The 23,330-nt window shown below is 68.7% G+C and carries 19 protein-coding genes; 6 read left to right on the top strand and 13 right to left on the bottom strand.

Annotated features, from left to right (window positions below):
• Positions 1 to 334: 334 nt before the first annotated feature.
• On the top strand, positions 335 to 3,907 hold the full coding sequence (locus CFB41_RS15695) for an indolepyruvate ferredoxin oxidoreductase family protein (RefSeq protein ID WP_089457026.1): 3,573 nt from the start codon (positions 335 to 337) through the stop codon (positions 3,905 to 3,907).
• A gap of 92 nt (positions 3,908 to 3,999) precedes the next feature.
• Here the strand turns inward: CFB41_RS15695 and CFB41_RS15690 are convergent, their stop codons facing one another.
• Positions 4,000 to 5,667, bottom strand: a complete 1,668-nt coding sequence (locus CFB41_RS15690) for a Na+/H+ antiporter (protein ID WP_089441153.1) — start codon at positions 5,665 to 5,667, stop codon at positions 4,000 to 4,002.
• A gap of 298 nt (positions 5,668 to 5,965) precedes the next feature.
• On the opposite strand from CFB41_RS15690, the gene CFB41_RS15685 reads away from it, so the two are divergent.
• The 4 genes from CFB41_RS15685 to CFB41_RS15670 all read left to right on the top strand — a co-directional run bounded on the left by CFB41_RS15685 (position 5,966) and on the right by CFB41_RS15670 (position 9,035).
• Positions 5,966 to 7,252, top strand: a complete 1,287-nt coding sequence (locus CFB41_RS15685) for an EAL domain-containing protein (RefSeq protein ID WP_089457025.1) — start codon at positions 5,966 to 5,968, stop codon at positions 7,250 to 7,252.
• A 160-nt stretch (positions 7,253 to 7,412) separates the two neighbouring features.
• The gene (locus tag CFB41_RS15680) at positions 7,413 to 7,799 is read left to right on the top strand and encodes a hypothetical protein (RefSeq protein WP_089441152.1); all 387 of its coding nucleotides are present in this window, start codon (positions 7,413 to 7,415) and stop codon (positions 7,797 to 7,799) included.
• Complete coding sequence (locus tag CFB41_RS15675) at positions 7,796 to 8,200, top strand: hypothetical protein (RefSeq protein WP_089457024.1); 405 nt, start codon at positions 7,796 to 7,798, stop codon at positions 8,198 to 8,200. Before CFB41_RS15680 ends, CFB41_RS15675 begins: the two co-directional genes overlap by 4 nt.
• 109 nt (positions 8,201 to 8,309) lie before the next feature.
• Positions 8,310 to 9,035 carry a copper homeostasis protein CutC gene (locus CFB41_RS15670; RefSeq protein ID WP_089431779.1) on the top strand — a complete coding sequence of 242 codons (726 nt, stop codon included), beginning with the start codon at positions 8,310 to 8,312 and terminating at the stop codon, positions 9,033 to 9,035.
• 301 nt (positions 9,036 to 9,336) lie between these two features.
• Here CFB41_RS15670 and CFB41_RS15665 read toward each other — a convergent pair whose 3' ends face one another.
• The 6 genes from CFB41_RS15665 to CFB41_RS15640 form a co-directional block, all read right to left on the bottom strand.
• Positions 9,337 to 10,692 carry a cytosine permease gene (locus tag CFB41_RS15665; RefSeq protein ID WP_089441150.1) on the bottom strand — a complete coding sequence of 452 codons (1,356 nt, stop codon included), beginning with the start codon at positions 10,690 to 10,692 and terminating at the stop codon, positions 9,337 to 9,339.
• A 223-nt stretch (positions 10,693 to 10,915) separates the two neighbouring features.
• Complete coding sequence (locus CFB41_RS15660; protein WP_089457023.1) at positions 10,916 to 11,911, bottom strand: biotin-dependent carboxyltransferase family protein; 996 nt, start codon at positions 11,909 to 11,911, stop codon at positions 10,916 to 10,918.
• The gene (locus tag CFB41_RS15655) at positions 11,901 to 12,776 is read right to left on the bottom strand and encodes an allophanate hydrolase subunit 1 (RefSeq protein WP_069249007.1); all 876 of its coding nucleotides are present in this window, start codon (positions 12,774 to 12,776) and stop codon (positions 11,901 to 11,903) included. Before CFB41_RS15655 ends, CFB41_RS15660 begins: the two co-directional genes overlap by 11 nt.
• Positions 12,773 to 14,236 carry an acetyl-CoA carboxylase biotin carboxylase subunit gene (locus CFB41_RS15650; RefSeq protein ID WP_089457022.1) on the bottom strand — a complete coding sequence of 488 codons (1,464 nt, stop codon included), beginning with the start codon at positions 14,234 to 14,236 and terminating at the stop codon, positions 12,773 to 12,775. Before CFB41_RS15650 ends, CFB41_RS15655 begins: the two co-directional genes overlap by 4 nt.
• A gap of 4 nt (positions 14,237 to 14,240) precedes the next feature.
• Entirely contained in the window at positions 14,241 to 14,483 is a 243-nt protein-coding gene (locus CFB41_RS15645) for an acetyl-CoA carboxylase (protein ID WP_089457021.1), read from the bottom strand.
• 16 nt (positions 14,484 to 14,499) lie between these two features.
• A complete protein-coding gene (locus CFB41_RS15640) occupies positions 14,500 to 15,282 on the bottom strand; it encodes a 5-oxoprolinase subunit PxpA (RefSeq protein WP_089441145.1) in 783 nt (260 codons plus the stop codon).
• Positions 15,283 to 15,541: 259 nt separating this feature from the next.
• On the opposite strand from CFB41_RS15640, the gene CFB41_RS15635 reads away from it, so the two are divergent.
• Positions 15,542 to 16,459 carry a LysR family transcriptional regulator gene (locus CFB41_RS15635; protein ID WP_069249003.1) on the top strand — a complete coding sequence of 306 codons (918 nt, stop codon included), beginning with the start codon at positions 15,542 to 15,544 and terminating at the stop codon, positions 16,457 to 16,459.
• A 78-nt stretch (positions 16,460 to 16,537) separates the two neighbouring features.
• Here CFB41_RS15635 and bioB read toward each other — a convergent pair whose 3' ends face one another.
• The 6 genes from bioB to CFB41_RS15605 all read right to left on the bottom strand — a co-directional run bounded on the left by bioB (position 16,538) and on the right by CFB41_RS15605 (position 23,182).
• Positions 16,538 to 17,560, bottom strand: a complete 1,023-nt coding sequence (gene bioB, locus CFB41_RS15630; RefSeq protein ID WP_089441144.1) for a biotin synthase BioB — start codon at positions 17,558 to 17,560, stop codon at positions 16,538 to 16,540.
• Positions 17,561 to 17,614: 54 nt separating this feature from the next.
• Complete coding sequence (gene bioD / locus CFB41_RS15625) at positions 17,615 to 18,334, bottom strand: dethiobiotin synthase (protein WP_089426452.1); 720 nt, start codon at positions 18,332 to 18,334, stop codon at positions 17,615 to 17,617.
• Positions 18,331 to 19,701: an 8-amino-7-oxononanoate synthase gene (bioF, locus tag CFB41_RS15620; protein WP_256941059.1), complete on the bottom strand. Its 1,371-nt coding sequence runs from the start codon at positions 19,699 to 19,701 to the stop codon at positions 18,331 to 18,333. The genes bioD and bioF overlap by 4 nt, the downstream gene beginning before the upstream one ends.
• Entirely contained in the window at positions 19,698 to 21,044 is a 1,347-nt protein-coding gene (gene bioA / locus CFB41_RS15615) for an adenosylmethionine--8-amino-7-oxononanoate transaminase (protein ID WP_089457020.1), read from the bottom strand. Before bioA ends, bioF begins: the two co-directional genes overlap by 4 nt.
• Positions 21,045 to 21,443: 399 nt before the next feature.
• Positions 21,444 to 22,793, bottom strand: a complete 1,350-nt coding sequence (locus CFB41_RS15610) for a type II toxin-antitoxin system HipA family toxin (RefSeq protein ID WP_089457019.1) — start codon at positions 22,791 to 22,793, stop codon at positions 21,444 to 21,446.
• Entirely contained in the window at positions 22,793 to 23,182 is a 390-nt protein-coding gene (locus tag CFB41_RS15605; protein ID WP_256941058.1) for a helix-turn-helix domain-containing protein, read from the bottom strand. Before CFB41_RS15605 ends, CFB41_RS15610 begins: the two co-directional genes overlap by 1 nt.
• Positions 23,183 to 23,330: the final 148 nt, after the last annotated feature.

Here is a 23,330-nt window from a genome sequence, read left to right as displayed (position 1 = left end):
GTCACCGCCGAGAGGTGCCGAAACCCTTGTCAGACGGGGCGCGAGCGCCACCCGCCCCCTACCCGGAGCCGCCGTCGGGCAGCCACGCGTTTCCCGGCAAACAACCCGCCCGCCCCGACGCGTCGCCCATCCCGCCGACCGCCGTGCGCGAAAACTCTCTCAAATCCCGGCAAAAAGCTGCGCAGTTTTTCTCACGAAGGGTCCACTCGAGCAAGATGAGAAAAAACATTCTCGGCTGCGCACGAAAAAATAGAGCTATTCGCTGCCGCCAGTCCCGCGTCGCCCGACGCCCTGCCGAGCAGCCCAGAACAGCACAATCCGGAGACATCCCCCCATGACTGCCCGCCTGCCCGTCGACGGCACGCCTGCCCTGTCCGACTACCGCCTGACCGACAACCTGACCGCGACGCGCGGCCGGATCTTCCTGACCGGCACGCAGGCGCTGGTTCGCCTGCTGCTGATGCAGCGCACGGTCGACGCCGAACAGGGGCTCAACACGGCCGGCTTCGTCAGCGGCTATCGCGGCTCGCCGCTCGGCATGGTCGACCAGCAGCTGTGGAAGGCGAAGAAGCTGCTCGACGCCGGCGGCGTGCGCTTCCTGCCCGCGATCAACGAGGAACTCGGCGGCACGGCCGTGCTCGGCACGCAGCGGGTCGAGGCCGATCCCGAGCGCACGGTCGAGGGCGTGTATGCGATGTGGTACGGCAAGGGCCCGGGCGTCGATCGCGCCGGCGACGCGCTGAAGCACGGCAACGCGTACGGCTCGTCGCCGCATGGCGGCGTGCTCGTCGTCGCGGGCGACGACCACGGCTGCGTGTCGTCGTCGATGCCGCACCAGAGCGACTTCGCGATGATCGCGTGGCACATGCCGGTCGTGAACCCGGCGAACATCGCCGACATGCTCGAATTCGGCCTGTACGGCTGGGCGCTGTCGCGCTACTCGGGCGCGTGGGTCGGTTTCAAGGCGATCTCGGAAACGGTCGAATCCGGCTCGACCGTCGACCTCGACGCGCTGCAGACGCAGTGGCCCGCGCCGGAAGGCTTCACGCCGCCGGCGGGCGGCCTGCACAACCGCTGGCCCGACCTGCCGAGCCTCACGATCGAGGCGCGCCTCGCGGCGAAGCTCGACGCGGTGCGCCATTTCGCGCGCACCAACAGCATCGACAAGTGGATCGCGCCGAGCGCGCAGGCGAACGTCGGCATCGTGACCTGCGGCAAGGCGCACCTCGACCTGATGGAAGCGCTGCGCCGCCTCGACCTGACGGTGGCCGATCTCGACGCGGCCGGCGTGCGGATCTACAAGGTCGGCCTGTCGTATCCGCTCGAGATGACGCGCGTCGAAACCTTCGTCGACGGCCTGGCCGAAGTGCTCGTGATCGAGGAGAAGGGCCCCGTCATCGAGCAGCAGATCAAGGACTACCTGTACAACCGCACGGAAGGCGCGCGCCCGCGCGTGCTCGGCAAGCACGACGCCGCCGGCGCCTGTCTGCTGTCCGAGCTTGGCGAGCTGCGCCCGTCGCGCATCCTGCCGGTGTTCGCCGACTGGCTCGCGCGCCACAAGCCGGCGCTCGACCGTCGCGAACGCGTGGTCGATCTCGTCGCGCCGCAGATCCTGTCGAACGAGGCGGACGCGGTGAAGCGCACGCCGTATTTCTGCTCGGGCTGCCCGCACAACACGTCGACGAAGGTGCCGGAAGGCTCGATCGCGCAGGCCGGCATCGGCTGCCACTTCATGGCGTCGTGGATGGAGCGCGACACGACGGGGCTGATCCAGATGGGCGGCGAGGGCGTCGACTGGGCCGCGCACGCGATGTTCACCAACACGAAGCACGTGTTCCAGAACCTCGGCGACGGCACCTACTTCCACTCGGGCATCCTCGCGATCCGCCAGGCCGTGGCCGCGAAAGCGAACATCACGTACAAGATCCTCTACAACGACGCGGTCGCGATGACGGGCGGCCAGCCGGTCGACGGCAGCATCTCGGTGCCGCAGATCGCGCGGCAGGTCGAGGCGGAAGGCGTGTCGCGCTTCGTCGTCGTGTCCGACGAGCCGGAGAAGTACGACGGTCATCACGGCCAGTTCCCGACGGGCACGACGTTCCATCACCGAAGCGAACTCGACTCCGTGCAGCGCGAGCTGCGCGAGACGCCGGGCGTCACCGTGCTGATCTACGACCAGACCTGCGCGGCCGAGAAGCGGCGCCGCCGCAAGAAGGGCGAATTCCCCGACCCGGACAAGCGCCTGTTCATCAACGACGCGGTGTGCGAAGGCTGCGGCGATTGCGGCGTGCAGTCGAACTGCCTGTCGGTCGAGCCGCTGGAGACGCCGCTCGGCCGCAAGCGTCGCATCGACCAGTCGTCGTGCAACAAGGACTACTCGTGCGTGAACGGCTTCTGCCCGAGCTTCGTGACGGTCGAAGGCGCCGCGCTGAAGAAGGCCGCGGGTGCCGCATTCGACGAAGCCGCGCTCGCCGTGCGGGTCGACGCGCTGCCGGTGCCGGCGACCCATCTCGACGCGGCACCGTTCGACATGCTCGTGACGGGCGTCGGCGGCACGGGCGTCGTGACGGTCGGCGCGCTGATCAGCATGGCCGCGCATCTCGAAGGCAAGAGCGCGTCGGTGCTCGACTTCATGGGCTTCGCGCAGAAGGGCGGCTCGGTGCTGTCGTTCGTGCGGATCGCATCGAGCGACCGGTGGCTGAACCAGGTGCGCATCGACACGCAGCAGGCGGACGTGCTGCTCGCGTGCGACATGGTCGTCGGCGCGAGCGCCGAGGCGCTGCAGACGGTGCGCCACGAGCGTACGCGGATCGTCGTCAACACGCACAAAATCCCGAACGCGTCGTTCGTGCAGAACCCCGACGCGAACCTGCATGCGGATGCGCTGCTCGAGAAAATGCGCCACGCGGCCGGCGACGGCTACCTGTCGAGCTGCGACGCGCAGGCGCTCGCCGCGAAGTTCCTCGGCGACTCGATCGGCGCGAACATCCTGATGCTCGGCTATGCATGGCAGCTCGGCCTCGTGCCGGTGTCGCTCGCGGCGCTGATGCGCGCGATCGAGCTGAACAACGTCGCGGTGCCGATGAACAAGCTCGCATTCTCGATCGGCCGGATGGCGGCCGGCGACGCGGCGAGCCTCGATGCGTTGTGGAATGCGCGTCACACGGTGGCCGCGCACGCCGCGCCGGAGACGCTCGCCGAGCTGATCGCCGATCGCGAAGCGCGTCTCGATGCTTACGGCGGCGCACGCTATGTCGAGCGCTACCGTGCGCTCGTGAGTGCGGCGCGTGCGAAGGGCGACGACGCGCTGACGCGCGCGGTCGCGACGACGTTCCACCGGCTGCTCGCGGTGAAGGACGAATACGAGGTCGCGCGGCTGTACACGGACGACGCGTTCCGCACGGCGCTCGAAGCGCAGTTCGAAGGCGTGCCGGGGCAGGCCTATCGCGTGAAGTTCAACCTGGCGCCGCCGACGGTCGCGAAGGCCGGCCGCGACGGCAGCGCACCGAAGAAGCGCGTGTTCGGCCAGTGGATGTGGCCGGTGTTCGGCATGCTGGCGCGCGTGCGCAGCCTGCGCGGCACGTGGCTCGATCCGTTCGGCCGCACGGTCGAGCGCAAGATGGAGCGTGCGCTCGCCGACGACTACGAGACGACGCTCACGCGTGCGCTCGCCGCGATGACGGCCGGCAATACGGCGCAGGTCACGCAGCTGGCCGACCTCCACGCCCGCGTGCGCGGCTTCGGTCACGTGAAGGTGCGCAATCTTGCCGGCGTGAAGCGCGCGGAGCGCGAGCTCGCATTGCAGCTCGGCATCGAAGCGGCGACGAGCGCGGCCGTGCAGCACGCGCTCGACGAGATGAAGGGCGCGGGGATGCTGAAGGGGATTCCGGTCGTCGTCGCGAAGTAGCGCGAACGCGGGCGGATGTGAAAACGGCGACGCATGTGCGTCGCCGTTTTTTCTTGGGCCGCGGCGGCTGCGTACCGGCAGCGGCCGGCCCTTTAGAGAATGCCTTTCTTGCGCGTCGACAGCGCGGTTTCCGACAGGTCGATCTCGCGGAGCAGCTTCGTCAGCGTCTCGTCGGAAATCTTGCTCTCGCTGCGCAGCCGGTACAGCGCGGAGCGTTCCGCGCGCACGGCCGCGATCCGCATCTGCAGTTCCATCGTTTCGGCCTGCTTCGCTTCCGCGCGCGGCGTGGGGCCGTCCTCGGCGAGCGTCGCGAGGCGGCGGCGGTACTGGTCCATCACGCGTGCGGAGATATCCGCGCAGCGTGCGGCGCCCGATTCGTCGAGATCGACTGAGATCGCGTCGTGCGACGAGTCGATCGCGCGGATCGCCGCCTGCGCGGCGGCCGCGCGCGCGGCGCGTTCCTCGTCGCCGAGCGGGCTGCGCGACGAACGCACGCCGCGCAGCAGCAGCGGCAGGCCGACCACCGCGACGACGAGCGAGCCGAGGATCACGGCCGACGCGACGAAGATCGCCGTGTCGCGGCCCGGCAGCGGCACGCCGTCGGACAGCGCGACCGGAATCGACAGCACGCCGGCGAGCGTGACCGCGCCGCGCACGCCGCCGACCGTCATCACCGCGATCGTGCGCACGCCGGCCATCGTGCCCGCGAGGCCGTGGCGGGCGGCGCGACGGCTCGCGAACCAGCGCAGCAGCCAGACCCACAGGAAGCGGATCGCATACAGCGCGAGCATCATCGCGCAGACGTTGAAGATCATCCGGCCGACGAGCGCGTCGCTCGTGTGGTGCGCGTCGACGAGCGTGCGGCCGATGATGTGCGGCAGCTGCAGCCCGAGCATGATGAACACCATGCCGTTGAACACGAACTCGATCATCGCCCACGTGCTTTCGGCACGCACGCGCGACGCGACGGTGCTTTTACGTGAGAAGCTCGTGTAGTTCATCATCATCCCGGCCGACACGGCCGCCAGCACGCCCGACAGGTCGAGGTGCTCGGCGAACAGGTAGGCCGCGAACGGTACGAGCAGCGTCATCACGATGCCGGGGGCCGGATCGCCTTCCTGCTCGGCGTTCAGGAAGCGCGTCGACAGCGCGCTGAACGCCCACGACACGATCGCGCCCGTCGCAAGGCCGCCGGCCGCGACGATCACGAACGTGACCGATGCGTCGCGCAGCGAGAACATGCCCGTCAGCGCGGCCGCGATCGCGAATTTCAGTGCGACGAGGCCCGACGCGTCGTTCATCAGCGCTTCGCCTTCGAGGATGTGCATCAGTTGCGGCGGGATCCGGCCCTTTCCGGCGATGCCGGACAGCGCGACCGCGTCGGTCGGCGACAGCACGGCCGCGAGCGCGAACGCGATCGGCAGCGGCAACTCGGGTATCAGCCAGTGCGCGAAGTAGCCCACTGCGAGTACCGTCATGAACACGAGCCCGAATGCGAGCATCAGGATCGCGCGGCGCTGCAGGTACAGCTCGCGCTTCGGAATCCGCCAGCCGTCCGCGAACAGCAGCGGCGGAATGAACAGCAGCATGAAGATTTCGGGATCGAACGTGACGTGCAGGTTCAGCTTCGGCCACGCGAGCATTGCGCCGAACGCGATCTGCATCAGCGGCAACGGCAGTTGGAACGGCAGGAGGCGTGTGACGGCGCCGGATAGCGCGACGGTCAGCAGCAGGATCAGGACGGTGAAGACGATTTCCATCGATACGGCGAATACGGGGAATGAAACGATCGTACGGAGTGTAGCGTGCTGGCGTGACGGCTGCGCTCGAGCGGCCGGTGCGCGTGCACGAAAACGGTGCGCGTGACCTGCGCCGGGATGGTGCGGCAACCCGGCGCGAGCCATGCGGCGCACGGGCGGTCGGCGCCTTGCACGGAGCTTGCTTGAGGTTCGGCAGCCGTCCGGCGTCGACCGGGCAACCGAGGGTCCAACCAATGACATTGCACGCGCCGCTCGCTTCGTCGGGCGCCGCGTTCGAAGGCAATACCAGGAGGAAGGCATGACGATCGTGCAACAGGAGCGTCCGGCCGCCGCGTCGCCGTACCGGTTCGAGCGGGAGGTGAGTTCCGGCTTCGAACGTCTGGCGACGCAGCACCGCGACATGACGCTCACGACCGTATTCCAGCCGATTTTCAGCCTGTCGCACCAGCGGGCGGTGGGCTACGAGGCGCTGCTGCGCGCGCACGATGCGCTCGATCGCGCCGTGTCGCCGCTCGACGTGTTCGGCGAAGCCGCGCGCCGGGGCGAGCTGCTGCAGCTCGACCGGCTCGCGCAGGCGCTGCATCTCGAGAACTTCGCGCTGCTCGGCGCCGAGCGCGAGTGGCTGTTCCTCAACGTGCATCCGGGCGTGCTCACCGACCCGTTCCAGGCGGCCGCGCTGCTCGCGAACCTGAAGCGGCTCGGCATGCCGCCGCGCCGCGTCGTGCTCGAAGTGCTCGAGCAGCGCGCGGAAGACGTCGAGCGGCTTGCCGAAGCCGTGCGCGAATTCCGCACGCACGGCTTCCTGATCGCGCTCGACGATTTCGGCGCGGGCCACTCGAACCTCGAGCGGATCTGGCAACTGAACCCGGACATCGTGAAGCTCGACCGGATCATGCTGTCGCACGCGGCGCATCGCACGGGGCTCACCGCGATCCTGCACGGGCTCGTGACGCTGCTGCACGAGGCCGGCAAGCTGGTGCTCGTCGAGGGCATCGAGACCGAGCACGAGGCGCAGATCGCGCTGTCGTGCGAGGCCGATTTCGTGCAGGGCTACTACTTCGGCCGGCCGGCGCCGGGGCTGCCGGACAGCGCGGCCGCGACGGGCTGCATCGGCGAGCTGACCGAGCGCTTCCGGCAGCAGACCGACGCGCGCGAACGGCGCGATGCGCAGCGGCTCGCGCCGTACCTGCGCGCGTTCGAACGTGCGGCCGAGCGTCTCGCGGCCGGCGAGCCGCTCGACGAGGTGTGCTGGAACTTCCTCGCGCTCGACGCGGCCGCGCGCTGCTTCCTGCTCGACGCGCACGGCCGACAGTCGGGCCGCAACGTCGTGCTGCGCGCCGACCGCGCGCTCGCCGAGGCGCGCTTCTCGCCGCTGGCGGACGCGCAGGGCGCGAACTGGCTGCGTCGGCCGTATTTCCGCTCGGCGATCGCCGAGCCGGGGCGCGTGCAGGTCACGCGGCCGTACCTGTCGATCAACGAGGCGCAGCCGTGCGTGACGCTGTCGGTGGCCGTGCGCATCGGCGACGCGCAGCGCGTGCTGTGCGGCGATATCGACTGGCGCGACGACGAAGCGGACGGCGGCTAGCGCCGCGCGCATCGCGGGCGGCGGTGGCGGGCGAGGCGAGCGGAGCGGGCCCGCCGTTGCGTTCGCCCCGCGCTTCCCCGACAATGGCTCGACCGCGGCGATCGTGACCGCGCGCGCCGTCCCGGGGGCCACCATGGCGGCGAATAACAAGGAAAACACAATGAAAAGACCGATTTCGCTGACCATTCTCGCGTGGATCATCATCGTGACCAACGCGATCACGTGCGTCTATACGCCGTTCTCGATCGGCATGCCGACCGCCCAGGCGCTGCTGTCGCACTACCTGCTGCCCGTCTGGGCGACGCTCGGCATCAGCGTGATCCTGGAAGCCGTGAACGTCGTGATCGGCATCGCGATCCTGAAAGGCCGCGAGTGGTCGCGCAAGGCCTACATCGTGACGTTCGTGATCGGCATTGCGTTCTCGTTCGTCAACATGCCGGCGTCGATGTATGCGGTGCTGATTCCTGGCGTCCTGCTGTTCGCGCTGTTCGTCTACCTGCTGTTCCGGCGCCCCGCGACCGCGTATTTCCGACAGGCCGTCGCGTGAGCGTCGTGCGTAACGCGCTGGCGATCGTGCCGTTCTCGATCGCCGGCTTCTGCGTGATCGCCGCCCAGATGGCGGCGTTCATGAAAGTCGGCCACGCGGGCGCGACCGTCCTATTCGTCGCCGTGCTGTTCGCGGTATCGGCCGTGCTGCTCGCTGCGGGCGCGTTTGCCGGCGCATTCCGGCCGCGTGCGCGCGGCGCGGGCATCGTGCTGCTCGTCGCGGCCGCGACCACCGCGCTCGGGATGGTGGGCTGGGGGACGCTCGTGCTCACACCGGCGATCGTCGACGTGATGCAGCAGCAGGGCGCGTACTTCAACGCGCGCATGTTCCGCTTCGTGCCCGGCACCGGCGTGACGGCGTTGTCCGCGCTCGTCGGCGTCTGGCTCATGCGGCGCGGCTGACGTACCCGGCTGAAATACGCCGCTGAAGTACGTGGTGGCCGGCACGCTGGCGTCCGTCACGCGGCTCGGCTAGGATGCGCGAATTGTCCTGACGATTCGCGGGCCGCCCATGAACCGAAACGCCGCCTCCTCCGTTCTTCTCGAAGTGATCGCCACGACCGTCGGCGATGCGAAGGCCGCCGCCCGCGCGGGCGCCGACCGCCTCGAACTCGTGACCGCGATCACCGAGGGCGGGCTGACGCCGAGCGTCGGCCTGATCGAAGCCGTCGTGGCCGCCGTGCCGATTCCGGTCAACGTGATCGTGCGACCGCACAGCCGGTCGTTCGTCTATGACGCCGACGATCTCCGCGTGATCGAACGCGACGTGCGTGCAGCCGTCGCGGCCGGTGCGAACGGCGTCGTGTTCGGCGCGCTCGACGCACGCGGCGACGTCGATCTCGGCGCACTGGCCCGCATCGCGGCCGCGGCGGACGGCCGCGCACTGACTTTCCACCGCGCGTTCGACGTGTCGCGCGACCTCAATGCCGCGTTCGACGCGCTGCTGCGCGTGCCGGCCGTCACGTCGGTGCTGACGTCGGGCGGCCATCCATCGGTGCTCGACGCGGTCGCGACGATCACGCGGCTCGCGCGGCAGGCGGCAGGCTCGACCTGCACGGTGCTGGCCGGCTCGGGGCTCACGGTCGACGCGGTCGGCGATTTCGTCCGCGCGACCGGCGTGCGCGCGGTGCATTTCGGCTCGGGCGTGCGGCCGCGCGGCGAGGTGCTGGCGCCGGTCGATCAATCACTCGTCGAGCGCGTGCGCGCGGCGATCGACGGCGCGGCGGCACACGTGTGATGCACACGGTGTACGGTCGCGGGCAGCGGCCGTGTGCGCCGATACGACACACCGGTGCGTCATCCGGAAGGGCGGGCCACATGACGGGCGTGTCACCCGCCACGCAGGACGGCGCAGATGACAGCGCACGCGTCTATCCGGTGCAGGCGCTGGCGCGCATGCTGCAGCCGCGCGCCAGCGAGTATGCGGTCGACGGCCTCGACGGCCTGCGCCGGCCGGGGCGGGAAGACCGTGATCCGCTACGCGCAGGGCAACGCGGTACAGACGATCTGGCGACGCACGGCGGCGCGCAGGCGTCCCGTCACGTATTGCGTACGAACCAGGTCCGCTTGGCCGTGCCCAGCAGCGCGCGATAGACCACCCACGACACGACGAACGTCGCGGGCGCCGACAGCGATGCGGCGAACCCCGTCGCCTGGTTCAGCGCGAGCCCGACGAATGCGCCGGCGAACCAGGCGGTCAGTCCGCCCGGGTTGAAGGTCGGCACATGCGCGTCGCGGCATTCGACGTCGTCGCCGACCAGTTTCCCGTAGCGATCCGACAGGATGTGCGCGAGCGCGACGCCGACCCATGCGACGACGAAGATCCCCTGGTACGCGAGCGCCTGCAGGATCCGCGAGAAGATGTCCGCCATCATCAGCGCATAGACGACCGCGCCCACCACGAGCGCCCACACGAATTTCGGCGCGCGCAGGCCGGCCACCTTCAGGAAGAACGCCTGCATGTTGACGGTAGCGAGGTAGTAGTTCGCGGTGTTGATCCGCGATTGCGTGACCCACACGAACAGCAATCCCCATACGCCCATCAGCTTCAGCAGCGCGAGCACCACGGATACTTCGGAGAGCGTACCGAGTCCCGGAATCGTGCTGACGAGATAGATGCCGGCCGCGCCGTTGACGAGAAACGTGACGAGGTAGAACGGCATCCCGAAGTTGAAGCGGCCGTGATAACCCGCGTCTTCCTTGCGGCCGAAGCGCGCGTAGTCGAACGTGAACATCATCAGCACCCACACGCCCATGTAGTAGACGAAGCAGTGCCACCAGCCGCCGGCCGGCACGGCGCCCGTCGGCCCGAAATCGAGCCAGGCCGCGTGGTAGCCGTATTCGGCCGTCGCGAGCCCGACCGCCGCGAGCAGCCCGAGCAGGTAGAACGGCAGCAGCACGCCGTTGAACTTGTCGAGCCAGTGCTGCACGCTGCCGAACACGAGCGGCACGCTGTAGCAGACGACGATCAGCGCGGCCCATTTGTAATCGAGCCCGGGAAACTGGTGATGCGCGGCGACCGCGATCACCGAACCCTCGAACACCGCGTAGTAGATCGCCGTCGCGAAGAAGATCAGCGTCGCGAGCGCCGCACCCGCGCTGCCGAACAGCACGCGCGAGAACAGCGCGACCGAGAGTCCCGTGCGGATCGCATAGCGGCTGATGATCGTGTTGACGAGGCCGTACGACACGACCGACAGCGCCATTCCGATCAGCGCGTTGCGCGCGCCATAGGTGAGCGCGAGCGTGGCGCCCACGACGATGTAGAACACCGCGCTGCACACGGCCCACCACGCCATCGTCAGCGAAAAGGGCGGCATGCGCGCGTGGTCGGGAACGGCGAGCGTCGACAGGTCGAGATCCTCGTCGGGGCGAGCCTGAGCCAGGTTGGCCATGATCGTGCTCCTTGATGAGCGGAAACTGCGAACGACGTCTCGGCCGCGGCACATGCGATCCGCAGGGTTGCCCCGACGTCGGGCGGGCAACCGGTTCGGCAGGAACGGAAACAGCGCGCAAGCGTCCCCGCCGCGCGGCGCACGGCCGCGCGGTCGGGAAACGACAGCGGAACAGGAACGAGACGGCGTCAGGCGCCCGGCACGCGCGCCGGGCGCCCGGAGCTCAGTCCCGCAGCACGGCGCGCAGCAGCGCGAGGCGCCGCTGGTACTCGCGGCGCGCGGCGAGCGCGTCGGCCATCGTCACGCGCACGAAGCGCGCGCGGTGGTTGGGCTGCATCTGGCCGATCAGGTCCATGTCGGCGCTGATGACCGTGCCGATCGTCGCGTAGCCGCCGCCCGACACCGCGTCGCGGTGCAGGATGATCGGTTCGAGCCCGGCCGGCACCTGGATCGAGCCGATCGGGTAGCACGCATCGACGATGTTGGACGGATCGGCGCCTGCGCCGAATGGCTGCTCGCGCGGCCGGAACTGCAGCGCGCGGCCGTTCTTGTAGCGGTAGCCGATGCGGTCGGCTTCGGGCGCGACCGTCCATTCGTCGTCGAAGAAGGTGCGCGCCGATTCGTCGGTGAGCCGGTGGTGGTACAGGCCCGTCAGCACGCGCAGCTCGACCGGGTTGTCGAGCGGCCGGCTCACGGCCGCCGGCAGCTCGCGTCCTTCGCGGTGCGTGCCGGCGGGGGCACCGATCGGCAGCCGGTCGCCTTTCTGCAGGCGCCGGCCCGCGTGGCCGCCGATCGCGCCGAGCGTATAGGTCGAGCGGCTGCCGAGCACGACCGGCACGTCGATGCCGCCCGCGACGGCGAGATACGCGCGCGCCCCGGCCTTCACGTAATGGAACGACAGCACGCTGCCCGCGCGGATTCGCAGCGCGACGTTGCAGCGCTGCCCGATGCCGTCGATCTTCGGCGTCATCTCGGCGCCGGTGACGGCGATCAGCGCATCCGTATGGAACATCAGCTCGGGGCCGAGCAGCGTGCATTCGAGCACGGCGGCTTCCTCGGGGTTGCCGACCAGCAGGTTCGCCGCACGCGATGCGTACTGGTCGAGCGAGCCCGACGGCGGAATGCCGACGTGGTAGTAGCCTTGCCGGCCCATGTCCTGGACCGACGTCGCGAGGCCGGGTTTCACGACTTCGATCAGGTTGTGCGCGTCAGTTTGCATGCAGCACCTCGACGAGAGAGCGGTTATACGCATCGGGATCGCGCAGGAATGCGTCGAGCGAGAATTTCACCGGGCGCACGCGCAGCGAGAAGGTGCCGGCCTCGACGGCCGCCACTGCCGCGTCGTACGCGTCGCGATCGATCGGCTGGAATTTCACGATGTCGCCGGGCCGGAAGAACACCATGAACTCGCGCAGGTAGTCGAGCCGCTGCTCGGGGTCGAAGATCGGCGCCGGCGTCACGCCGAACATCTGGTAGCCGCCCGCGCCGCGCACCGAGTAGATGCAGCCGAAACAGCCGCCGTGACCGACCGTCAGCTTCGGCGTGTCGGTGCGCGGCCGCAGGTACTTCGGCACTTCGAGCTGGCGTTCGCGCTCGACCATCTGGTACATGAACGGCAGGCCGGCGACGAAGCCGACCATCGACACGAACCACGGCGAGCCCGAGTGCGCAGCGATGAATGCGTCGACGTCGCGCTTGCCGTTGATGCGTGCCGCGTATTCGAGATCGGTCGATGACGGGTCCTGGTGACGCTCGCGAAACCGCATCAGCGTCTCGTGCGTCCACGGATCGTTGTAGAGCACCGGCACCTCGACGATGCGCGTGTCGAGTTCGAGCGGCGCGTCGCCGACTTCGGCCTCGATCGTCTTCAACAGCGCGACGAGCGCATCGGGCTCGATCACGTCCGGGTCGTAGCGCACCTGGTAGGACGCATTCGCCGGGCAGATCTCGGTGATGCCGGGCACCGCGCGGCGCTGCAGTTCGCGCGTGATCGCCGTGCCCTTGAAGAACGCGTCGAGCGACATCGATTCGCTGATTTCGACGAACACGAACTCGTCGCCGCCGAACGTATAACGGGTCGTCACATCGCCTCCCCGACGCGCACGGCGTCTGCATTGTCGGCTGCGTGTTGCTGAGCGGCGGCGGTGGCGGCTTCGCGCCATCGCGGCATCCACGCCTCGAGGAAATTCGTGTGATAGCGCCCGGCGCGCACGTCGTCGTCTGCGAGCAGCGCGACGTGCAGCGGCGCGGTCGTCTTCAGGCCGCCGACGTGCAGCTCGCCGAGCGCGCGAGCCAGGCGCCGCAGCGCGGCCGCGCGGCTCTCGTCGTGCACGATCAGCTTCGCGAGCAGCGAATCGTAGAACGGCGGCACGACGTAGCCCGGATAGAGCAACGAATCGACGCGCACGCCGGGGCCGGTCGGCCACACCAGTTCGTCGATCCGGCCGGGGTTCGGGCGGAAATCCTGCAATGGATCTTCCGCGTTGATCCGGCATTCGAGCGCCGCGCCGCGCATCGTGATGTCGTGCTGCGCGAAGCGCAGCGGCTCGCCGTCGGCGATGCGCAGCGTCTCGCGCACGAGATCGATACCGGTGATCGCCTCGGTCACCGGATGCTCGACCTGGATGCGCGTGTTCATCTCGATGAAGTAGAACTCGCCGCGCGCGTCGTCGAACAGGTATTCGAGCGTGCCCGCGCTGCGATAGCCGACCGCTTGCGCGAGTCGCGTGGCCGACGCGCACAGCGCGTCGCGCTGCGCGGGCGTGAGCGAAGGCGACGGCGCTTCCTCGAGGATTTTCTGGCGGCGCCGCTGCAGCGAGCATTCGCGTTCGAACAGGTGGACGACGTGGCGGCCGTCGCCGAGCACCTGCACCTCGATGTGGCGTGCCCGCGCGATGAAGCGTTCGAGGTACACGCCGCCGTCGCCGAACGCCGCCTGCGCCTCGCGCTGCGCGAGCGGCAGCTCGGCGTCGAGCTGCGCGGCGTCGTGCGCGACGCGGATGCCGCGCCCGCCGCCGCCGGCGGCCGCCTTGATCATGATCGGATAGCCGATGCGCGCGGCGACGTCCCGCGCCTCGTCGAGCGACTGCACGACACCGTCGCTGCCGGGCACGGTCGGCACGTTGGCGCGCCGCGCGGTTTCGCGGGCGCGGGCCTTGTCGCCCATCGTGGCGATCACCTGCGAGTCCGGGCCGACGAAGATCAGGCCGGCCGCCTCGACCTGCGCGGCGAATGCGGCGTTTTCCGACAGGAAGCCGTAGCCGGGATGGATCGCGTCCGCGCCGCACTGCTGCGCGGCGCCGAGGATCGCGGCGGGATTCAGGTAGCTTTTCGCCGCGTGCGACGAGCCGATGTGGATGGCTTCATCGGCCATGCGCGCGGCGAGGCTGTCGCGGTCCGCGTCGCTGACCACGGCGACCGCGCGCATGCCCAGTTCGCGCGCGGCGCGGATCACGCGCACCGCGATCTCGCCGCGGTTCGCGACCAGCACGGTCCGGATTCGCGACGGGCGATAGAACGCGTCGGGGGAAGTTTCCGGTTTCATCGCGTCACCCCTCGATCCGCATCAGCACCTGGCCCGCGTCGACCGGCTCGCCGTCCTCGACGAGCAGCTCGACCACGCGCCCTGCCGCATCGGCTTCGATCTCGGTGAATTGCTTCATCACCTCGACGAGGCCGACCACCGCGCCGGCGGCGACCGTCGCGTCGACCGCGACGTAATAGTCCGCATCGGGCGACGGACGCCGGTAGAAGGTGCCCGGCAGCGGGCTGACGATTTCGTGCAATGCCATCGTGTGTCTCCTTGAGTCAGTGATGGGCGGCGAGCGGTTGCGGCCCGGCGGTCCGGATGCCTTCGCGGATCAGCGCGTGACGCGTGTCGCGCACGAGGTCGAGCGCGCCCGGTGTGTCGCTGTGGATGCAGACCGAGTCGAAATCGATGTCGATGTCGTCGCCGTCGATCGTGCGCACCTTGCCGTCGATGCACGCGCGCAGCACCTTGTCGGCGACCTGGCGCGGGTCGAGGCGGCCGACGCGGCGCGTAAACACGATCGAGCCGCTGCGGTCGTAGTCGCGATCCGCATAGAACTCGCGGATCACCGGCTGCCCGTATTCGACGGCGACGCGGTAGGTGACCGACGCTTCCATGCAGTACAGCCACAGGCCCGGGTCGACACGTTGCAGCGTTTCGATCAGCAGCCGCGAGAACGCCTCGTTGGCCGCTGCGTGCATGTAGAGCGCGCCGTGCGGCTTCACGTGCTGCAGGCTGACGCCGTTCAGGCGCGCGAACTCGCGCAGCGCGCCGAGCTGGTACAGGATGTCGTTGACGAGCGCCTGCGGCGTTTCGGCGATCGTGCGGCGGCCGAAGCCGACGAGATCGCGAAAGCCCGGATGCGCGCCGATGCCGACGCCGGCGTCGCGCGCGAGCTGCACCGTGCGCGCCATGATGTTCGGGTCGCCGGCGTGAAAACCGGTGGCGATGTTCGCCGAGCTGATGAGCGGCATGATCTGCTCGTCGACGCCGTCGCCGATCGTCCACGGGCCGAAGCCCTCTCCCATGTCGGAGTTCAGGTCGACGCTGTGCTTCCTCATACGGTGTGCTCCTCCAGGTTCTCCGGTTCGCGTGCGTCGTCGCGCATGCCGAAACCGTGTTGAACGCAGGTTAGCCGCGCGGGTTGCGTCAAAAAAGTTCTATTTTTGTATGCAGCAGTATCGATTTTTTCGATACCCCGGAGAGCGGCCGCAGATGGCCGTCGCAGTTGGGATGGCAGGGTTTCCACGAGGCTCGGTTCAAGGGCGCGGCACGGTTGTTATGATGTTTATCGCGTGCCCATCTGCTTTCCCATCGACCATGGCCCTGACCCTCAGACAGCTCAAGTATTTCGTCGCGACCGCCGAGCTCGGCCAGATCTCGCAGGCCGCGATCCAGCTCACCATTTCGCAGTCGGCCGTGACGAGCGCGATCAAGGAGCTGGAGGACAGCCTTGGCACGCAGCTCTTTCTGCGCACGCCGTCGGGCGTGACGCTCACCGACACGGGGCGGCGCTTCCTGAATCATGCGTACACGATCCTGTCGTCGGTCGACGAGGCGATGCGGATTCCGAACCTCGAAAGCACGCTGACCGGCACGCTCGCGATCGCCGCGAGCTACACGGTGCTCGGCTACTTCCTGCCGCATCACGTGCTGAGGCTGAACACGCTGTATCCGCGGCTGACGATCCACCTGCACGAGCTGAACCGCGAGTCGATCGAGGAAGGGCTGATCGCGGGCCGCTACGACATGGCCGTGTTGCTCACGTCGAACGTGTCGAATCCGGCGCTCGTGCTGGAGCCGGTGATCCACTCGGTGCGACGGCTGTGGGTTGGTGCGCATCACCCGCTGCTCAGGCACGAGAGCGTCACGTTCGCGGAAGTCGCGCGCGAGCCGTTCGTGATGCTGACGGTCGACGAGGCGGGGCAGACGGCTCTGCGCTACTGGAACGAGACGCCGTACCGGCCGAATGTGATCCTGCGCACGTCGTCGGTCGAGGCGGTGCGCAGCATGGTCGCGAACGGCAGCGGCGTCGCGATCCTGTCCGACATGGTGTATCGGCCGTGGTCGCTCGAAGGGCGGCGGATCGAGACGATCGTGCTGCGCGATCCGGTGCCGCCGATGAGCGTCGGTCTCGCCTGGCGCAAGGACATCGAGTTGAGCCCCGCGATGCATGCCGTGCGCGACTATTTCCGGCACACGTTCATGGAGCCGCGCGCGCTGGGTGGAGCAGGTTGAGGGCGCGACGCACGCGAAAAAAAGCCGGGACGTATCCCGGCTTTTTCATGTGGCGAACGAACGCGCCGTGCGTGCCGCTTACGCGTTCGCCGTCATCGCGTCCGCATCGCTCGAGCGGATGCCGAGGCGTTCGAACAGCGCGCGGTCCTTCTGCGACTGCGGGTTGCTCGTCGTCAGCAGCTGGTCGCCGTAGAACATCGAGTTCGCGCCGGCGAGGAAGCACAGCGCCTGCAGCCCGTCGTCGAGCTGCTCGCGGCCGGCCGACAGGCGCACCACCGCCTTCGGCATCGTGATCCGCGCCACCGCGATCGTGCGCACGAATTCGAACGGGTCGAGCGGCGCGGTGCCTTCGAGCGGCGTGCCTTCGATCGCGACGAGGTTGTTGATCGGCACCGAATCCGGATACGGGTTCAGGTTCGCGAGCTGCGAGATCAGGCCCGCGCGTTCGCGGCGCGATTCGCCCATGCCGATGATGCCGCCGCAGCACACGTTGATGCCCGCGTCACGCACGCGGTCGAGCGTGTCGAGGCGATCCTGGTAGGTGCGCGTCGAGATCACCTGGCCGTAGAACTCCGGCGACGTGTCGAGGTTGTGGTTGTAGTAGTCGAGGCCCGCGCTCGCGAGTTCCTGCGCCTGCTCGTCTTCCAGCATGCCGAGCGTCATGCAGGTCTCGAGGCCGAGCTCCTTCACGCCGCGCACCATCTCGGTCAGCGCCGGCATGTGACGCTCCTTCGGGTTGCGCCACGCGGCGCCCATGCAGAAGCGGCTCGCGCCGTTCGCCTTCGCCGCGCGCGCGGCGTCGAGCACCGCGTCGACGTCCATCAGCTTCTCGGCCTTCAGGCCCGTGTCGTGGTGCGACGACTGCGAGCAGTAGCCGCAATCTTCCTCGCAGCCGCCCGTCTTGATCGACAGCAGCGTCGACAGCTGCACCGCGTTCGCGTCGAAGTGCTCGCGGTGCACCTGTTGCGCGCGGAAGAGCAGGTCGTTGAACGGCAGCTCGAACAGCGCGACGACGTCGGCGACGCGCCAGCGCTGCGAGACCGGAGCGGCCACGGGAATCGCGTCGGGTTGCACGGTGGCGGCGGTCTGGGCTTGGGTCATATCGTTTTCCTGTCCTGGTCGGGGATGAGGGATCGGGGGATCTGTTTCGGTTGGTCAATGCTGCGCGGTGCGCAGCGTCTCGACGAGCGTGGCGATGTCGAGCATCGCCGCGGCGGATTCGGGGGCGGCCGGGCTCAGGTGCGGAATGCGGCCGAGCAGCGGCGCGCCATGCTCGCGCGCGAGCCAGTCGCGCATCGTCGCGATGTTTTCATCGGGGAACGACATCGCCGGGTCGACGTGGTTCGCGACCCAGCCGGCGAGTTTGAGGCCGCGCGCGGCGATCGCGTCGGCGGTCAGCAGCGCGTGGTTGATGCAGCCGAGGCGCACGCCGACCACGAGCACGACCGGCACGCCGAGCGCGACCGCGAGATCGGCCATGTCCTGCGTGTCGTTCATCGGCACGCGGAAGCCGCCGGCGCCTTCGACGACGACGATCTCCGCGCGCGTCAGCGCTTCGCGATGGCACGCGACGATCGTGTCGATGTCGAGCGTCACGCCTTCCTGCGCGGCGACGATATGCGGCGCGGCCGGTGCCTTCAGCAGGAACGGCGTGCGCAGCTCGGGCGGCAACACGACGTTCGCGGCCGCGTCGAGCTGGTCGGCGTCTTCGTTGCGCCACACGCCGTCGCGCTCATACGCGCCGGCCGCGACGGGTTTCAGCGCGGCCGCGCGCAGGCCATGCCGTGCGAAGCCGTGCAGCATCGCGGCCGAGACGAAGGTCTTGCCGATTTCGGTGTCGGTGCCGGTAACGAACAGCGAGAGCGGGGCGGTCATGCCGCAGTCTCCCGCCGGGCCGCCCCAAGGGAGGCTGCAGCCCCCTCGGGGGGCAATGAACGAAGTGCGCGTGGGGGCGGTTCCGTCTCCTGCACGGCCTGCGCCTCGCTGGCTTCGACCAGCGCGGCTTCGAGCCGCGCGAGATCGTCGAACGAATGCGCGGCCGACAGCGACACGCGCAGCCGCGACGTGCCGACGGGCACCGTCGGCGGCCGGATCGCGGGCACCCACAGGCCATGCGCGTCGAGCGCGCGCATCGCGGTGAGCGTCGCGTCGTTGCTGCCGATCACGAGCGGCTGCACGGCCGTGTGCGAATCGACCGGCTGCCAGCGCGTGTTGCGCAGCAGCGCGCGTGTGCGGTCAATCAGCGCGGCGAGATGCGCGCGTCGCGCGTCGCCTTCGTCGCCCGCGATCACCTTCAGGCTGGCCGATACCGCGTGCGCGACGGCCGGCGGCGCGGCCGTCGTGAAGATGTAGCTGCGCGCGCGCTGGATCATCCATTCGATCACGGTCTCATGCGCGATCACGAACGCGCCCGCGACGCCGGCGGCCTTGCCGAGCGTGCCGACGTACACAAGATGCGGCGAGCGCAGCGCGGCGGCCGCGAGCGCGCCGCGGCCTTGCGGGCCGAGCACGCCGAAGCCGTGCGCATCGTCGACGACGAGCCACGCGCCGTGGCGTTCGGCCAGCGCGACGAGTTCGGCGAGCGGCGCGATATCGCCATCCATGCTGAACACCGTGTCGCTGACGATCAGCTTCGTTTCGGCATCCGATGCGTCGAGCAGCGCGGCGAGCGCGGCCGTGTCCGCATGCGGATAGACCTGCACGTTCGCGCGCGACAGCCGCATGCCGTCGATCAGCGACGCGTGATTCAGCGCGTCGGAGAAGATCGTCGCGCCCCGGCCGGTGAGCGCCGTCATCGCGGCGAGGTTCGCCATGTAGCCGGTGCTGAAGTACAGCGCGCGCGGCGCGTCGGAGAAGCCGCCGGAGAAGGCCGCGAGTTCTTCTTCGAGCGTCGCGTGCGCACGCGAATGGCCGCCGAGCAGGTGCGAGCCGCCGCTGCCGGAGCCGTAGCGCTGCGCACCTTCGGCGAACGCGGCGACGAGCGCCGGATGCGCGGCGAGGCCGAGATAGTCGTTGCTCGCGAAGCCGATGATTTCGCGGCCGTCGACGGTCATGCGCGCATCGCAAGCGGTGTCGGCGGTGCGGCGCACGCGGCGCAGCCCTTGCGCGTCGAGCTCGGCGAGGCCGCGTTGCAGGGTATCGAGCAGAGGGTTCGTCGCTGCCTCCCGCCGGGCCGCCCCAAGGGAGGCAGCCGCCCCCTCGGGGGGCAGTGAACGAAGTGAGCGTGGGGGCTGTTGTGTCATCCGGCGATCTCCGCGAGCGTTGCATCGAGCGTGTCGCGCGTGCTTTGCGCGAGCCACGCGATGTCGTCGTCGCTCATCACGTATGGCGGCATCAGGTACACGGTCGTGCCGATCGGGCGCAGCAGCAGCTCGCGTTCCAGCGCGCGTTCGAAGAAGCGACGCGAGAAGCCGCGCGCCGCGTCGCCGTCGAGCGCGACGTCGAACGCGAACAGCGTGCCGCGCTCGCGCAGGTGGCGCACCTGCGGGTGCGCATCGAGCGGCGCGAGCGCCGCGCGCATCGTCGCCGATTTGCGGGCATTGGCCGCGAGCACGTCGTCGCGCTCGAACAGGTCGAGCGTCGCGACCGCCGCGCGGCACGCGAGCGGGTTGCCCGTGTACGAATGCGAGTGGAGAAAGCCGCGCGTCGTGTCGTCGTCGTAGAACGCGGCGAACACGTCGTCGCGCGTGAGCACGAGCGACAGCGGCAGGTAGCCGCCGCTGATGCCTTTCGACAGGCACAGGAAATCGGGCCACACGCCGGCCTGCTCGCACGCGAAGAAGGTGCCGGTGCGGCCGCAGCCGACCGCGATCTCGTCGGCGATCAGGTGTACGCCGAATTCGTCGCACAGCGCGCGCAGCCCGCGGACGTACGACGGATCGTGCATCGCCATGCCGGCCGCGCACTGCACGAGCGGCTCGACGATCAGCGCGGCGATCCGGTCGCCGCGTTCGACGAACAGGCGTCGCACGTCCGCGAGCGCACGGCCCGCGACGTCGGCGGCCGTTTCGCCCGGCAGCGCGCCGCGTGCGTCGGGTGATGCGACGACGTGCGCATGGCGGATCAGCGGGTCGTACGCGTCCTTGAACAGCGCGACGTCGGTCACGCCGAGCGCGCCGATCGTCTCGCCGTGATAGCTGTTGGCGACGCAGACGAATTCCTGCTTGTTCGCGCGGCCGCGGTTGCGCCACGCGTGGAAGCTCATCTTCAGCGCGATCTCGACCGCCGACGCGCCGTCCGACGCGAAGAACGCATGGCCGAGCGTGCGCTGGGTGAGCGCGTGCAGCCGCTCCGCGAGCTCGATCGCGGGCTCGTGCGTGCAGCCGGCGAGCATCGCGTGCTCGAGCGTGTCGAGCTGGTCCTTCAGCGCCGCGTTGATGTCCGGGTTCGCATGGCCGAACAGGTTGACCCACCACGAGCTGATCGCGTCGAAGTAGCGGCGGCCGTCACGGTCGTACAGCCACAGGCCCGCGCCGCGCGCGACGGGGATCAGCGGCAGGCGCTCGTGATGCTTCATCTGGGTGCAGGGATGCCAGACCGCGCGCAGGCTGCGCGCGACCCAGTCGTCGGTGGCTGGCGTACTCAAGGCGACTCCGGGGGATAAAACGGCTGCGCGGCATCGACGGGATGCCGCGCGGCGAGATACGAAACGCGCTGAGATTAGCGTGTTCCGCGACCCGTTGCACTACCGGTTACAAACACCGCAAAGCCTTGCCGGGCGGGAGTTCGGCGCAGATCGGAGCGGCTCGGGACGGTACGGTTCAGATATCCCGAAATGACCGCAGATGACGACGTTCGAGCGAGACCCCCCAACCGAAAAAAATCGTGGGGCGGGTGGGGCGTGACGGCGCAGAAATATGGGGAATGATGAGGTGAGTGGTTTGTGGCGACACTGGGAGATCGAACGATTCAGCGTCTCGCGTTGCCCGATCGACGGGGGCCATGCGTGGCAAGGCGCCGGGACGGACGCCGATGGAAGGTGAGATCAGGGCAACGCTTTACGCAATGTCGGGTGGGATACGTCATCGATGTGGCGGAACGCCGGCGCGATCTTGTCGATTTCCTTGCCGGGCACGCCGCGCTCCTCGAAACACGTCTTCCACTCGCGGGTCGGTTGCCAGACTTCCGCAATCGCGAGTCCGGCATCCGTTTTCGAAAGACCGAACGCATCCCGGGCGTCGAACGCGTTGTCGAGCGTCGCGAGCCGGCCTTGCGGACCGATGCCAAGGTGCAGATAGCGCTCGTGCGCGCTGCTCGGCCGGGGCAGGACATCGTACAGCGGGCTGAGGCGCCAGCCGGGCAGGCGGGGGTCGTGGATGAATCCGTGGTTGCGCAGGTGGTCGTCGTCGTTGCTCACGAGGATGTTGAAGACCATCCGCTTGAACAGTTCCCGGTTGTCGGCGCGAATGGTATCGATGTGTCCATGCTGCCGGATCGCGTGCGCGACGTCCTGGTAACTTTTCGCCATCGATTCCATCTCGGCACAGCCGACCAGGGTCAACGCACTCGCGAAGGGGAGTCTTCGCTCGGTCGTTCCGGCGCGAGGGGGCAGGTATAACGCGTCGTCGCCGCGAAGGGTGTCGAACTCGGGGTGGGTCCAGTACCGATCGAATCGGCGGATCAACATGACCTGACGGGTTCCCACGTCGACGATGCGGGTGGGCGGCACCCGAATGCCGCACCGTGCCGCCAGACGAAGCGTGGCTTCTTCGATGACCGTCAGGTTCAACCGATCGCTGAGACTCGGGAATTTGGCCAGCCACAACACGCCGTCTTCATCTCGCACCGTCGCCTTCGGGCGAGCACCGCCGAGGCCGCTCCCTTGTACGAAGATGGCCTCGAGTTCGGCGGGCACGGTCTCGCCTTCCTCGATGCGCGCCGCCGAATCGACCAGGTATTCGAGGTTGAGCAGGCCATTGCCCGCCTGCGGGCCGGGGGGCGTGTCCAGGCTTTCCCGAACATCGAGTGCGCCGATCCGCTGACTGCCGGCGTGCAGGAGATAGGTGGACTCGGGCAGCGCGTTGGCTTTGGCCCTGAGCTTGGCTTCGATGACGCGTCGCCCCCATGCATCGGGCGCGGCATCGCGAATACCGCCGAACTGCGTCAATCCGCCCGCCGGAAAGTTCATCTTGCCGCGTATCTCGTCCTTTCTTGCGAGGCTCAGGCTGACCGGGTCGACTTCGATGGCGTTGGGCCGGCCGAGATAGCGCAAGCCGTATGCGAAGCTCGACGCCTGCAGGCTCACGCCCTCTTCGGTCATTTCGAGCAGGCCGGCGGGTGCCCAGTCATCGTCGAGATAGGCAAACACCGCGAGTCTTTTGACGACGGCAGCCATCAGAAGTCCAGATCCTTGAGTTCGTTGTCGGTGAGCGAGCGCACCCGCCGGCCGCGTTCGCGGGCCGCTTGAGCCTTGAGCGACGGGTCCGTTCCGGAGAGCAGTTCCAGCAGGGTCGTTCCTGGCGCAATCGCGTCGAGATACCGAAGCCACTGCCCGAGGGCGACGCCAGGATCGCCTTTCTCGATACGATAGGCGGTATTGCGCGAGAGCCCGGCGCGGGTGGCCGCCTCGTTTTGCTGAATGCGTCGCGCAACGCGCAGACGGGCGAGCGCTTCGCCAACGCGGGCGGCTTCCGCGAGAACGGTTGGGCTGGCGGCAGCGGCTTGATTGACCTTCATGTTCGTAAAATCGATCGTTATGTCGATAGGGATCGAAATAACGATCATGATAGATCATGACTACCCGAATTCAAGCTGGATGCTCGTAAAAACGAGCGTTCCACGGATTGCGCTCGATTTTACGAGCACGAGCGAGGCGTGAAGTGAGGCGCTGCAATGGCCTCGGTGTGATGGGCGAGGGGAGGAAATGACGCGC

Source organism: Burkholderia sp. AU33803 (assembly GCF_002223095.1).
In the GTDB taxonomy this organism is placed as follows: Bacteria; Pseudomonadota; Gammaproteobacteria; order Burkholderiales; family Burkholderiaceae; genus Burkholderia.
Note: the sequence above shows the minus strand (reverse complement) of the source record. Positions and strands in the feature narration are given on the sequence as shown.